The organism is Candidatus Gastranaerophilales bacterium, from assembly GCA_028693235.1.
GTDB lineage: Bacteria > Cyanobacteriota > Vampirovibrionia > Gastranaerophilales > Gastranaerophilaceae > JAQUVW01.
Map to the genome: position 1 here is coordinate 149,228 of JAQUVW010000004.1, position 13,248 is coordinate 162,475.

12 protein-coding genes are annotated in these 13,248 nt (G+C 35.7%); 9 read left to right on the plus strand and 3 right to left on the minus strand.

Going from position 1 to position 13,248, the window contains the following annotated elements:
• Window positions 1–95: 95 nt before the first annotated feature.
• From argS to kdsB, 5 genes are all read left to right on the plus strand, one after another.
• Complete coding sequence (argS, locus tag PHV37_08100) at window positions 96–1,871, plus strand: arginine--tRNA ligase (GenBank protein ID MDD3238040.1); 1,776 nt, start codon at window positions 96–98, stop codon at window positions 1,869–1,871.
• 98 nt (window positions 1,872–1,969) lie between these two features.
• On the plus strand, window positions 1,970–2,830 hold the full coding sequence (gene accD, locus PHV37_08105; GenBank protein MDD3238041.1) for an acetyl-CoA carboxylase, carboxyltransferase subunit beta: 861 nt from the start codon (window positions 1,970–1,972) through the stop codon (window positions 2,828–2,830).
• A 15-nt stretch (window positions 2,831–2,845) separates the two neighbouring features.
• A complete protein-coding gene (locus PHV37_08110) occupies window positions 2,846–3,796 on the plus strand; it encodes an acetyl-CoA carboxylase carboxyltransferase subunit alpha (protein ID MDD3238042.1) in 951 nt (316 codons plus the stop codon).
• Window positions 3,796–4,713 carry a 50S ribosomal protein L11 methyltransferase gene (gene prmA / locus PHV37_08115; protein ID MDD3238043.1) on the plus strand — a complete coding sequence of 306 codons (918 nt, stop codon included), beginning with the start codon at window positions 3,796–3,798 and terminating at the stop codon, window positions 4,711–4,713. Before PHV37_08110 ends, prmA begins: the two co-directional genes overlap by 1 nt.
• A 2-nt stretch (window positions 4,714–4,715) precedes the next feature.
• On the plus strand, window positions 4,716–5,447 hold the full coding sequence (gene kdsB, locus PHV37_08120; protein ID MDD3238044.1) for a 3-deoxy-manno-octulosonate cytidylyltransferase: 732 nt from the start codon (window positions 4,716–4,718) through the stop codon (window positions 5,445–5,447).
• A gap of 45 nt (window positions 5,448–5,492) precedes the next feature.
• Here the strand turns inward: kdsB and PHV37_08125 are convergent, their stop codons facing one another.
• On the minus strand, window positions 5,493–5,711 hold the full coding sequence (locus PHV37_08125) for a helix-turn-helix transcriptional regulator (protein MDD3238045.1): 219 nt from the start codon (window positions 5,709–5,711) through the stop codon (window positions 5,493–5,495).
• A gap of 42 nt (window positions 5,712–5,753) precedes the next feature.
• On the opposite strand from PHV37_08125, the gene PHV37_08130 reads away from it, so the two are divergent.
• The gene (locus tag PHV37_08130) at window positions 5,754–6,395 is read left to right on the plus strand and encodes a type II secretion system protein (protein MDD3238046.1); all 642 of its coding nucleotides are present in this window, start codon (window positions 5,754–5,756) and stop codon (window positions 6,393–6,395) included.
• A gap of 341 nt (window positions 6,396–6,736) precedes the next feature.
• Here the strand turns inward: PHV37_08130 and PHV37_08135 are convergent, their stop codons facing one another.
• Window positions 6,737–8,134: a hypothetical protein gene (locus PHV37_08135; protein MDD3238047.1), complete on the minus strand. Its 1,398-nt coding sequence runs from the start codon at window positions 8,132–8,134 to the stop codon at window positions 6,737–6,739.
• Window positions 8,135–8,196: 62 nt separating this feature from the next.
• On the opposite strand from PHV37_08135, the gene pheA reads away from it, so the two are divergent.
• Window positions 8,197–9,051, plus strand: a complete 855-nt coding sequence (gene pheA, locus PHV37_08140; GenBank protein MDD3238048.1) for a prephenate dehydratase — start codon at window positions 8,197–8,199, stop codon at window positions 9,049–9,051.
• A 46-nt stretch (window positions 9,052–9,097) separates the two neighbouring features.
• On the opposite strand, the gene PHV37_08145 is transcribed toward pheA, so the two are convergent.
• Window positions 9,098–9,553, minus strand: a complete 456-nt coding sequence (locus PHV37_08145) for a hypothetical protein (protein MDD3238049.1) — start codon at window positions 9,551–9,553, stop codon at window positions 9,098–9,100.
• 188 nt (window positions 9,554–9,741) lie between these two features.
• On the opposite strand from PHV37_08145, the gene PHV37_08150 reads away from it, so the two are divergent.
• Together PHV37_08150 and PHV37_08155 are read left to right on the plus strand one after the other, a co-directional pair.
• Window positions 9,742–12,615, plus strand: coding sequence for a DUF1822 family protein (locus PHV37_08150; GenBank protein MDD3238050.1), 2,874 nt, complete (start codon window positions 9,742–9,744; stop codon window positions 12,613–12,615).
• 48 nt (window positions 12,616–12,663) lie between these two features.
• On the plus strand, window positions 12,664–13,248 hold the full coding sequence (locus PHV37_08155; protein ID MDD3238051.1) for a hypothetical protein: 585 nt from the start codon (window positions 12,664–12,666) through the stop codon (window positions 13,246–13,248).

The window sequence follows — 13,248 nt, forward strand, 5'->3', positions numbered from 1 at the left end:
ATTATATCATAATAATAAATTTCTTTTTGCTCTATTTGTATGAGTATTTTTTTGGTATTATAAAAGCCACAAGACTTATACAAATTAAAGGCACAATGATGTTAAAAGATTATTTTTCAAAAAAAGTTGAAAACGCTATAAATCTAGCACTAAAAGATAACAAACTCGGTCAAATGGAGGCAAATAACAACTATAGTTTGCCGATTGAAACACCTAAAAATACACAATTCGGGGATTTCGCTGTTAATGTATCATCACTTGCTCGCTTTGCAAAAATGGCTCCCCCTCAAATAGCTGCCGTTATTGCCGATTATATTGAAAAAGAAAATTTTGACATAAATATCGTTTCAGGATTTATTAATTTCAAACTTGGAAATACAATTCTCGACAATATTTTAAAAGAAGTTTTAACACAAAAAAAAGACTTCGCTAAAAACAATCTCGGCAAAAACGAAAAAGTTATGATTGAATATGTCAGTGCAAATCCTACAGGTCCCTTCCACATTGGACACGGAAGATGGGCTGCGATGGGAAGTGCTTTAGCAAATATAATGAAATATTCAGGCTACGACGTCTATCAAGAATTTTATATTAATGATGCAGGAAGCCAAATTCAAAAACTCGGCAAATCGCTCCACATAAGAATATTACAAGAACTCGGCGTAAAAACAGACTTCCCTCAAGATGAAGAAGAAGCTAAAAACTTCTATACAGGGGATTATTTGATTCCGCTTGCTAAAGAATTTGTGTCCGAAAATAAAGATTTTGCAGACGAATTAAAATCAGAAAATGAATTGTCTGCTGAAAATCTTGCGAAAATTTCAAAATACGCAAGACTAAAAATGCTATCACTCCAAAAAAAGCTCCTAGAAGGCTTTAACACCCACTTTGACAACTTTTTCAGTGAGATTACACTCCACGAGTCAGGACAAGTTCAAGCCTGCATAGACAAGCTTCAAGGGCTCGATATGCTATACGAAAAAGAAGGTGCTGTTTGGTTTAAGTCAACTAAATACGGCGACGACCAAGATAGAGTAATTAAAAAAACTGATGGTGCTTATACTTATTTAACAGCCGATATCGCCTACCACTACAATAAATTACAAAGAGGCTTCCAAAAACTTATTAATATTTGGGGAGCAGACCACCACGGCTACGTCCCCAGAATGCGTGCCTCAATTGAATCTTTGGGCTACAACCCAAATTCACTCGAGGTATTATTAGGACAACTCGTAAATCTTGTAATAAAAGGCGAACAAGTCAGAATGGGCAAAAGAACAAAAATGATTACCCTCGATGACCTTATCCACGACGTCGGCGTCGACGGCACAAGATTTTGGATGATTATGAGAAGCATCGACACCACTCTCGATTTTGACGTTGAACTCGCTAAATCAAAAAGTGATGACAACCCTGTTTTCTACGTACAATACGCTCACGCAAGAGCTTGCTCTATCGTACGTAACGCCGTAAACGAAAAAATTGATACCGAATCAGGCGAAAAAATAAATCCCGTAATTCTAAAATCTGAACTTGATGAAAAATTAAATAACATCAAAGAATCTGACCTATCCGTAATCTGGGCTGAACAAGATGAAAAATCCGTCGAAAGTACTAAAAAATTAATCCTTAAACTTGAAGAATACAGGCATGTCGTGGCTTCTGCAGCTCAACACAGAACTCCTTATCTATTAACAAAATACTTGCAAGAATTGGCTGCTAACTTCCACCAATTCTATACACTTACAAAAGTACTTGTCGTCGAAAACAAAGATTTGATGATTGCAAGATTAGGAATTGTAAACGCTGTTTCAATCGTTTTAGAATCAGCTTTAGACCTTATAGGAGTAAGTGCTCCTCAAAGAATGTAATCCTTCTTGTTATCCACTTCGGCAATTTTAATCGGGAATATAAATTGAATAATTATATTTGATGTATAATAAATAAAAATTCAATTGGGGAATCTTAAATGACTATAAAAGATTGGTTTGAAAAAAGAAAAGAACTTCAAATAGCTCACAGACCGCATGATGCTCACATCGACGACAGCGTCGGTCGCCTATGGGTAAAATGCTACAACTGCAACGCTCAACTAATGAGAAAAGAAGTTGAAGAAAATATGATGGTTTGCCCTCAATGTGGCTACCACTTCAGAATAAACGCCAGAACAAGAATTAACCAGCTGTTTGATGAAAATACATTTGAAGAACTTTTTACAAATATACAGCCAACCGACCCTTTGGATTTTGTCGATACTGAGTCATACAAAAACAGACAAAAAAAAGCAAAACAAAAAACCAACCTCGACGAAGCTGTAATTTGCGGAGTAGGAAAAATAGACGGAGAAGACATCTCCTGTGCGGTCATGGATTTTGAATATATGGGCGGTTCTATGGGTAGCGTAGTCGGCGAAAAAGTCACACTCGCTATGGAAGAAGCCTTAAAAAGAAAAATTCCGATGATTGCTGTTACCGCTTCAGGCGGTGCCAGAATGCAAGAAAGTGCATTAAGCCTTATGCAAATGGCTAAGACCAGTTGTGCAGTGGCAAAACTGAACGAAGCCGGTATACTATATATCACAGTTCTTACAGAACCTACTTTTGGTGGTGTGACAGCAAGTTTCGGCACAATCGGTGACATTATTGTTGCTGAACAAGGTGCAAGAATCGGCTTTGCAGGAAGACGAGTTATTGAACAAACTATTCGCCAAAAATTGCCTGCGGATTTTCAAACAGCCGAATACCTTATGAAATACGGTCAAATCGACGTAATCTCTAATCGTCACGACCTTAAAAATACACTATCTAAGCTCGTTAAGCTTCACAAATAGGAGTTCTGTGGAATTATGACTATTTTAGAATTTGAAAAACCGTTATACGATATACAATCAAAAATCGATGAGCTCAAAGAATTGAGCCAAACGTCAGGAATGGATATGACTAAAGAAATTGAAATCTTTGAACATCAAGCCCAAGAATATAGAGAACAACTTTATTCTAACTTGAAACCGTCACAAAAACTTTTGATATCAAGACATTCCAATCGTCCGAATTTCTTTGATTATGTAAAACAAATGACCAACGATTTCATCGAACTTCACGGCGACAGAGAAGGAACTGACGACAAAGCTATCGTCGGCGGTTTGGCTAACATTGGCGGAAAAAATGTTGTCCTAATCGGCACATTAAAAGGTAAAACTACTAAAGAAAACCTCGAGTGCAACTTCGGAATGCCTCAACCTCAAGGTTACAGAAAAGCTTTAAGACTATTTGAACATGCCAATAAATTCAACTTGCCTATCGTAACGTTGATAGACACCCCCGGGGCTTACCCCGGCATAAAAGCTGAAGAAACAGGTCAAGGCATTGCAATTGCAACAAACCTTAAAGAGATGGCAAAATTAAATGTACCGATTATTGCTGTTATTACAGGTGAAGGCTGCTCCGGCGGTGCTTTAGGGCTTGCCGTCGCTAACAAAGTCTTAATGCTTGAATATGCTTATTATACAGTTATTTCACCTGAGGGGTGTGCTTCAATCCTTTGGAGAGATGCTTCTAAAGCTCCTGACGCTGCTAATGCACTTAAAATAACAGGTCAAGATTTATTAAAATTCGATATCATCGATGGAATTGTTAAAGAACCTTTAGGCGGTGCTCACTATGACCATGAGCTTATGGCTAACAACCTCAAAGAAGCTATTCTAAACTCAATCAACGAACTTTCGGAAATGGATGCTCAACAGCTAAAAGACGATAGATATAATAAATTTAGAAGAATGGGCGTTTTTAATCAATAATGAGTAAAATATATTGGGAAGTCGCCATCAATATTAATCCTATCTGTTCGGATATTGTATGCGACATTATACAATCGAATTTTGAGTGCGAAGGTATTGTTACAGCAACAGAAGATTATAAAGATTTAGAGCTTGTAAAAGCAACCTATGACATAATCAAAGCCTATATTGTTGCTGACACATTAGACTTAGACGAGCTAAAATCGTTTTTCGCATTGAAAAAGCACGAAATTGAAGAATTAAAAATTTTTAATGAAGACCTCGGCTCTTGGAATATTGTTTTAACAAAACAAGAAATAGTCGATTGGTCAAAAAAATGGAAAGAACATTGGCACCCATCTAAAATTTCCAATAATATTGTAATTTGCCCTACTTGGGAAAAATATGATGCAAAAGCAGGTGAAGCCGTTGTCAAATTAGACCCTGGGAATGCTTTCGGGACAGGAACTCACCCAACGACCCAACATTGCGTTATTGCAGCTGAAAAATATATGCCTAAAAATGCAAACATCGCCGACATCGGATGCGGCTCCGGCATTCTTTCAATCTGTGCAATTAAAAACGGTGCAAAATCAGCCGTAGCAATAGATAATGATAAAACTGTTATCCCTACGGCTATTGAAAACGCTCAAAAAAACGGAATTGAAGACAAAATTAAATTTAAAACTGCAACTATCGACAAAATTCAAAATATAGAATTCGATTTCGTCATGGCTAATATTTTGCACAACGTTTTAGCAGAAATCATGCCTGACCTCAAAAGGATTACAAAAAAAGGAGCGAAAATCTCTCTTAGCGGTATTCTTGAAGGAAAAGAGCCTGTTGTATTGGAAGCTGTAAAACAAGCAAATTTAAAAATAATTGAAACGTCAAAAATAAAAGAATGGATAGGAATCGTCGTCGAAAGAGAGGATTAATCATGTCAAAGACAGCTATTATAATACCTGCAAGATACAGTTCAACAAGACTCAACGCAAAGCCGTTAATTGAGGTTGAAGGCAAGCCGATTATCCAATGGGTTTGGGAACGGGCTAAGCAAGTAAAATCAGCGGATATGGTCATAATAGCAACAGACAGCCAAGAAATTTTTGACAAAGCTCAATCTTTTGGTGCTGATGTAGAAATGACCTCAGACAAGCACAAATCAGGCAGTGACCGAATAAAAGAAGTCGCAGAACGCCACAAAGAAATTGACTACATAATTAATCTTCAAGGCGATGAACCAATGATTAACCCTGAATGCGTCGAAGAAGTAATCAAACAAATTAAAGAAACTAAAAATGCCGATATCGCAACTCTTTTATCTAAATCAAGCAAAGATGATGACCTCGCTGACCCAAATGTCGTCAAATGCGTAATTGACGTGAATGGTTTCGCTATGTATTTTTCACGTTCAAAAATGCCATTCGAAAGAAAAGAGCACCAAGGAGATTTTTACAAGCATATCGGAATTTACGCATACAAAAGAGAATCCTTGTTCAAGATGGGCACATTAGCTCAACCCGAAATCGAAAAAACCGAAAGCCTTGAACAATTAAGAGCCCTCTACTACGGTATGAAAATTAAAACCGCAATTGTTGAATATGACTCAATCGGAATCGACACGATAGATGACCTCAACGCATTCAAAGAAGCTGTAAGCAAAAAATAAACAGCTGCCAACGCAATATCAAGCTTTAAGCCCAGATAAAAATTTTCAATAGCGAAGTAATTCATCAACAGAAACTTCAAGTGCTTTAGCCAGTTTTATAATAGTAAAAAGTTTCGCCTCAACAATGCCTTTTTCAATTCGGCTTATCGTTGAAGGTTCAAGCCCGTTTCTGTAACACAATGCGGAAAGCGTAAGTTTTTTCGCTTTTCTCAATTGTTTTATATGTTCTCCGATAGATTTTAATTCATCGTTATTTTGTTGCATACATGCAATTTTAATGTTATTATATTGGAAAATATTGCACGCATGCAAAATTCAGAAGTAAAAGGAAACAAAAAGTCTATGAAAAAAGCGTTCACCTTGGCGGAAGTATTGATAACATTAGTAATAATCGGAATCATTGCTGCGATGACTATTCCGGCACTTTTGAATAACACAAATAAAGAAGAATATAGAACCGGTTTGAAAAAAGCAGTCTCCATGCTTCAACAGGCGGCTAACCTTGAATATGCTGAAACAGGTAATAATGCATACTCTTTTGCGAATTCGAAAGATTGGTATGACAACTTCTTCAGCAAAAGATTCAATATCGTGAGCTCTATGCCCTCGTCTATCAGCAAAGCTGTCCACTCGGGAGATGGGTGGACTGGAGAAATAGCATTCTATACAGCTGACGGTATGGCTTTTTCTATACACGGATACACCCAGTCTTGTAGCGTATTTATTGATGTAAATGGGGACAAAAAGCCTAACGAATTTACTCTGTCAAAAGACAACCTGAAAGACGGCTATATTATTTCTATAGAAAACTATAATGATGCTACAGACACACATACCTACGGGGCCATGAATATACTTCCTTTTGGACCTTCCGCTTGTATTATCGGTGGAGATAATGCTTATAGTTGCGAAGATTTCAGCGACGATGACGGTGACGACTATCGATAGTAGACTTTGCGATGCTGAAACTGCGTAGCAATTTTATTTAAAAAACAATTTTTAGCCCTCAGTGATTTACCATAAATCCTTTTCAGGTTTAGGCTCATTGGCATTATCCGCGTTTAAAGTATTTTGTATTGAAAATCTCCGACGGAGTATCGTGAGATTGCTTGTTGAAACTGCAGAAAAAGCGAATTTGTTTGAACGAAGTGAGTTATTCGCTTTGAGTTGAAACTAGCAATATAGAGGCACGGGAGCCGATTTGAGATACAAAATGCTTTAAACATGACTATCGATAGTAGACTTTGCGATGCTGAAACTGCGTAGCAATTTTATTTAAAAAGCAATTTTTAGTCCTCAGCGATTTGAGCTACTGACTTTTTCAACGCTTCGATTTTATCTTGGCTATCGGATTCAAAATATATTCTCAAAAGCGGTTCTGTACCGCTTTTTCTAATCAATATCCAGCTTAAATTGTCGCTTAAATACAATTTCAAACCGTCCATTGTATTTTTGCCGATTACATCAAGTGGCAAAATCGTTTTCACATCTCTAAATTTATTGATAATAACATCTTGTTCTGACTGATTTTCAAGCTTCATATCAATCCGTGTATTTATAAAATCAATGCTGTTTAAAACATTTTTATGCAAGTCTTGTTGAAGTTCAGCGAGTGTCTTCCCGTAATAAGCCATCGCCTCTAAAATCAAGAAATTAGCGATTATTCCATCTTTTTCTGGGATATGTCCTTTTATGCTCAAGCCGCCTGATTCTTCTCCGCCGATTATAACGTCATTATCACGCATAGCTTTTCCAACCCATTTAAACCCGACGGGGGTTTCAATGGTTTCGATATTTAATTTTTTTGCGACAATGTCATTCATAACACTCGCCCCAACAGTTTTGACAAGTTTTCCTGTAAAATGTTTGTTTTCTACCAAATGTTTCAACAAAATAACTATTATTTCATTTGCAGTAACAAACACTCCGTTTTCATCAAACACGCCAAATCTATCACCATCGCCGTCATTGCTGAGTCCAACAAGATTAGTATTTTTACATTTTTCTTTTAATTCAAGCAAATATTTTTCTTTCGGGTCAGGCATTTTTCCGCCAAAATTCGGGTCGTGGTTTAAATTTTCAGCTTCGAACGGGATATCATATTCTTTCAATAATTTTGTAAACAAGTAGCTATCTGCCCCATAGAGCCCGTCATAATTAAGTTTTAGACCTGATGATTTAATTTTTTCAAAATTTATCAATGTTTTTATATGCTCTGAATACACGTCTTCAAACGATTTGAACACATATTTTTTTGGACTAAAGTTATATTTTGTCAAATCTGCGTCAATATTTTCAACTATTTTTTTTGTAATTTCTTCTGTTGCAGGACCTGCGTAATCCGGAATAAATTTCATTCCAAGATATTCCGGAGGGTTATGAGAGGCTGTAAACATAATTCCACTGGCGTTATAATGTTTTGCAGCGTAAGCAATTACAGGTGTCGGAACTATTTTATCCGAAAGCCAAACATTAAATCCGAAACCAGATAAAATTTCGGCGGTATATTTTGCAAACGTATCCGCCATATTTCTTGGGTCATAGCCGATGATAAAGAGCTTATCAACGCCAAAAGTATCAATTTGATACTTCGCAATCGCAAGAGCTGTCTTTCTTACATTTTCCTCGGTAAAATCTTTACCAACTATAGCTCGCCAACCATCTGTTCCAAATTTTATATTTGTCATAAAAAAACCTTTTTTGTATTATACTCATAATTGATTTTATTAAATAAATGAAGTATTAGCAAATGGAAAAACTAAAAGTCGAAAAAATATACTATTTAGGCCCCGAAGGTACTTACACCCACAAGGCTTTAACCTTTTTTGAAAAAGAATTTAATCTTGAAGCAAATGATTACACTCCTTTGAAAACAATTAAAAAAGTGCTTGAAGCAGTAAACGATAACGGCGATGTCCTCGGTGTAATCCCTATCGAAAACTCAATCGAAGGAATAGTAAGAGAGTCAATTGACAACTTAATAAAACAAAGCGATGAAAGAGTTACAATAATGGGCGAGGTCATATTGCCAATCTCTCACGCTTTGATGTCAAAAGCTATAAATAAAAACAAAATCAAAACCATCATATCTCACCCTCAAGCACTTGCTCAATGTGCAAATTATATTGAAAAAGAACTTGACGATGTGCAAATTCTTGAAGAAACATCAACAAGTGCCGCTGCTAAAAGAGTGAGCCTTTTGGATAACACTTACGCAGCTATCGCAAATGAAATGGCCGCTGACGTTTTTAATTTAAGCATTTTAGATACCGCCATAAACGATGAAAAAGATAACAAAACAAGATTTTTACTCATCGGAAAATACGAAATGCCCCAAACCGGAAACGACAAAACCAGCATAGTTTTTTCAACAAAAAATGTTGCAGGTGCCTTGGCTAAAATATTAGATGTCTTTAACAAATACAACCTTAACCTATCTTATATCGATTCTCGCCCTTCAAAGAAAAATCTCGGAGAATATAACTTTTTTATTGATTTTGACGGTCATATCGAAGACAAAGATGTAGACAATGCAATGGACGAAATAGCCCCATTAGTAAGTTATTTCCGTTTTAACGGTTCATACAAAAAAGCTGTCCAATAGAACAGCTTTTTATTATATAGTGCATCTGATTAACGATAATTCTAAGTTATGTAGCAGCTTCGGCAACGTCTTTTACGGCTTCGCCTACTGTTTCAGTTGTTTCTTCAGCAGCTTTCTTCAAGCCGGGAATCATATCCTTAACCTTTGCAATAATTGGAGCAGCTTTATCTGCGATAAAGTTTCCAAAGGTTTCTAATTTAGCAACTCCGTTTTTCAAAAAGTCTGGTTTGCCCTCTAGTTTTTCGGCAAGATTGCCCAATTTGCCTTTTTTAGCAGCAACTGCAATACCTGCAATACCTGCACCTAAAGCAGCCATAAATGCTAAGAATTTGGCACCTTTATGAGTTTTTTTCTTTTCTCCGCCTGCAAAAGAATCGCCCTCGACCTTTTGCGCAGCAGCCGGAGTTCCGGTATTGTTAGCATTAGATTGTGTTATCGTTGCGTCTTGCAATTTTATTGTTGGATCAGTAGAGATAGCCCCAAAGTTTACGCCGTTAATCATTGTTGTCTCCTTCATATTTAATTTTTGTAATAAGATGCAGTTTTGACATATTCATGAAAACAAAAAGTCTTCGAAATTGCCCATTTAAAGCGGTTTGTAAATGAAACGTTACAAACTTAATCTATTGGAATATTTTTTTAGGATGTGTACTCTATTAATTAGAGGATTATACCACAGGAGTTAAACAAATGGAATTAGCAAGTAGCAGAGAATTGACGATTACAGCAGATGCTTTAAAATATGCCAAAATAATTTCGGCAAAAATTGAGAACATAACCCAAAGAAAACGAGCTTTCGCTTCTATTGTCGCATTAGACGCTTTCGCTGATTTTATGCTTACTCAAGATATTGAAGTCAGCATTACAAAAAATTTATTCAAAATAGCACCTGTAAACGAAGAATTTGAAATCTCCGACGTCTACTTCAACAACTGGAAATTAGACATAAGAATAATCTCCGATAACAAATATCTTTCTATTCCAAAATCTCATTTCAACTATGACATAGTGGCTGATTTTTATATCGCAATAAATGTTGATAAAAGCCTAAAAAAAGCCGAACTCATTGGCTTTACTTCAAAAAACAATATTTCAAAAGCAATTGAATCAGGTGACTATTTCATCATGGACACAGATGCTCTTGAATCATTCGATAGTTTGCTCGAACAAATAAAAGAACCTAAACCTGTTGATTTGGTAGATGAAGACCACGAACAGTTCAGAGAAATGTTTTTATCATATTTAGATGAAGAAATCCCTTACATAAGCAAAAAGAAAATGATTAAACATCTTATTGATTGTGCTGAATGCAGAGCTGATTTTGTCGAATTTTATGACTTTGAATCAATCGTCACAAACAGCAAAGATTATCCTGAAATATTAGAAGACAAAACTCTCGGCTTTATCGGGGCAACAATTACAGAAGAACCGCAATATGAAGGCAAAGAAGAAATTATAAACATTATTGAGCCTAAAACTGAAGAACAAGATGACGAAAATGACGATATCTTAGATGAGCTTTTTGATGACGATGACAACCTAGCTAAAAATGAAACTACTAAAGATAATGACGAAGAAGACAAAAAATCCTCACCAATCGTTCCGATTGTGCCAATTGTAGCACCAATCATAGGAGGAGCCGCAATCGCTGCTCCGACAATTAATGCTCCTGATATAGATTTAGATTTAAGCTTTGACTCGCAAGACAAAAAAGAATCACTAAACGAAAATGAAGATTTGGAAAATCTGACTTTTGAAGATATGCTCTCATCTAACGACCTCGGAACAAGTCAAGAAGATGATAACCTTGAAATTCTAACAGAAAATAATGACATAAGCCTTGATGACCTTGATGATTTAATTGAAGATGAGCTTCAATCTACTCCTGAAAACACTACAAATACAGACACTCTGGACTTGATTGAAGACCACACTAAACCCTCTGAAATAGTTGAAGAAAATCAAAATACTGATGAAATTATTGAAGACTCACCAATCAAAGTTGAAGAAACTTCCACAGAAGAAAATGTTATAGACTTTTCACTCGATGATGACATTAAAATCGATGATGAAATGATTACTTTTGATGACGAAGCAAAAAAAGTCAACCTCTTAGAAAAAGACATCAATACAGAGGAGGTTCCATCTGATAACACCGAATCAGAAGAAGATTTAGACAATGAAATGTTTTCACTGCAAGATTTCTCAAAAGCACAAGAAAAAAACAAAGCAGAAGAAAATAACGAGCTTGGATTTGACGAAAACATCTCCAACCCGGAATTAAACGAACTTAGCGAAATTGAAGATTTCTCTATCGAAGATGACTCATCAGATGCATTCACTGATAACAAAGATTTATTTGATACCCCTTTTGAAAATATCAACGAAGATATTGAAATCACCTCTGATATTGATTTATCAACAGATGAAAATACGGATATTTCAACTTCAAATGACATATTTAAAGGAACTGAAATCAAATCCGATATAGATTTGTCAACCAATGAAGAAAATCAACAACTCTCAGATATGCCCGTAGCATCAGATGATGGTTTTGAAGAATTACCTGAAGATACAACTAAACAAAAATATCAAGAAATGTTTGAGCCGACTGATACTTCAAACATTAAACTTAATGATTTTGAAGAAATTCCGCCTGTAACACCTGAAAACTCAGGCGATTTTGAAGATTTTATAGCAGAATCAAATACCACGAACAAAAACAGCGATTCTATCGTAAACACTGAAGACAATGAAATATCACTCTCAGAACCTCAAGATAACGCTGTTGAAACAATAGATGAAGAAGAAATCGCCGCCCTTTATGATGAACAAACTCAATTCCAAGATGACAAGTCTAATTTGATTGAGATGAATGAGAAAAAAACACCTATTGATAAAAAGAAAATGATAATCTTATCCTCATGCTTAATCGGTTGTTTGGTTCTCGGCACTATACTCGGCGTCGGGAATATGATGAAATCCGGCAAAGATAAAACCGAAGCTGCAAATCTTGAAATGATGGACGACCTTAACGCACCTCCGATTAATGAAGCCCCTCAAGGTGGCAGTCATTCCCCTATGACAGCCAATGAACTTGCAAAAGCACCTATGGCAGACACACCAAGAGATGTAAACAGAGCCATGACTAACGTATTCAGCGACAACCCGTCTGCTGTTACTGTAACAAAAATATTCTGGGAAGTATCTCAAGCTATGGCGACTAATAAATCCTTTGCTGTTTACCTTCAACAAGCCGGTAAAAATATTCAAACAAACTTGAGAGCAGAACTCGTGAACTCAACAGAAACAGCCTACAACAACAAAATAAAAGTTGAAATAAAAGTTGCAAAAGATAACAAACTTAAAGAAGTTAGCGTTCTCGATTCAAGCGGTTCTGACCAAATTGATAACATTGTGTTACAAACTATTAAAGAAACTTTACCCTACATAAAAGTTCCACAACTCTCTAAAACCGAGGAAAACAAGCTATCCACACAAACAAAGGCTGCTCTTTTTAACAAAGATAACCTTTATGATTTAAAATTGGTAATAAATTTCTAATTTATGCTATTATATTGTCAGAGGATATGTTAATTGAGTGGGACAACTGTGTTACTAGTAGATGACCAAAGACAACTTATAGAAAAAATTGTTAAGGCTAATCCGAAGTTTAACGGCAATGAGGATTTGCTTGAAGATTTTTGCAATGAAGCTTTTCAAAAAACTTATATTGTTTTTAACTCAGGCTCTAATATCCAAAAAATTGAAAGCTATGTTTCAAAAGTAGTTAATACTTCTATTTTGTCTGTATTAAAAAATATGGGCAGAGTCAGACGTTCTACAAAAAAATATGTTTCTACAGGTGAAATTCCATTAAGCCAACTAAAACATAAGCCTGATTTCTCTACAGCTTCATCAAGCTCAAATCAAGGAATTGTTTCTTTTGATTTTGCTGACCCTAAAGAAAGCGTTGAAGAAATTGTCGTAAAAAAAGACCTACTACAAAGAATTGCTGATGTCGTTTGTACATTGCATAAAGAAAACCCTCAAAAATGTTTCTTGGATATCTTTTATTTAAGATATATGAAAAATTTTAAACAAAATCAAATTTCTACAGAATTAAATCTTTCCCAGTCAGAAGTCAGCAAAAGACTCCTTGAGCTTTCTAAATTAATTAAAACTCACATAAAATAG

Coding starts and splice junctions, on each gene's coding strand:
- argS (MDD3238040.1), top strand. CDS start 96: ATGATGTTAAAAGATTATTTTTCAAAAAAAGTTGAAAACGCTATAAAT.
- PHV37_08145 (MDD3238049.1), bottom strand. CDS start 9,553: ATGATTAACGGCGTAAACTTTGGGGCTATCTCTACTGATCCAACAATA.
- PHV37_08135 (MDD3238047.1), bottom strand. CDS start 8,134: ATGACAAATATAAAATTTGGAACAGATGGTTGGCGAGCTATAGTTGGT.
- accD (MDD3238041.1), top strand. CDS start 1,970: ATGACTATAAAAGATTGGTTTGAAAAAAGAAAAGAACTTCAAATAGCT.
- PHV37_08125 (MDD3238045.1), bottom strand. CDS start 5,711: ATGCAACAAAATAACGATGAATTAAAATCTATCGGAGAACATATAAAA.
- prmA (MDD3238043.1), top strand. CDS start 3,796: ATGAGTAAAATATATTGGGAAGTCGCCATCAATATTAATCCTATCTGT.
- kdsB (MDD3238044.1), top strand. CDS start 4,716: ATGTCAAAGACAGCTATTATAATACCTGCAAGATACAGTTCAACAAGA.
- PHV37_08110 (MDD3238042.1), top strand. CDS start 2,846: ATGACTATTTTAGAATTTGAAAAACCGTTATACGATATACAATCAAAA.
- PHV37_08150 (MDD3238050.1), top strand. CDS start 9,742: ATGGAATTAGCAAGTAGCAGAGAATTGACGATTACAGCAGATGCTTTA.
- pheA (MDD3238048.1), top strand. CDS start 8,197: ATGGAAAAACTAAAAGTCGAAAAAATATACTATTTAGGCCCCGAAGGT.
- PHV37_08130 (MDD3238046.1), top strand. CDS start 5,754: ATGCAAAATTCAGAAGTAAAAGGAAACAAAAAGTCTATGAAAAAAGCG.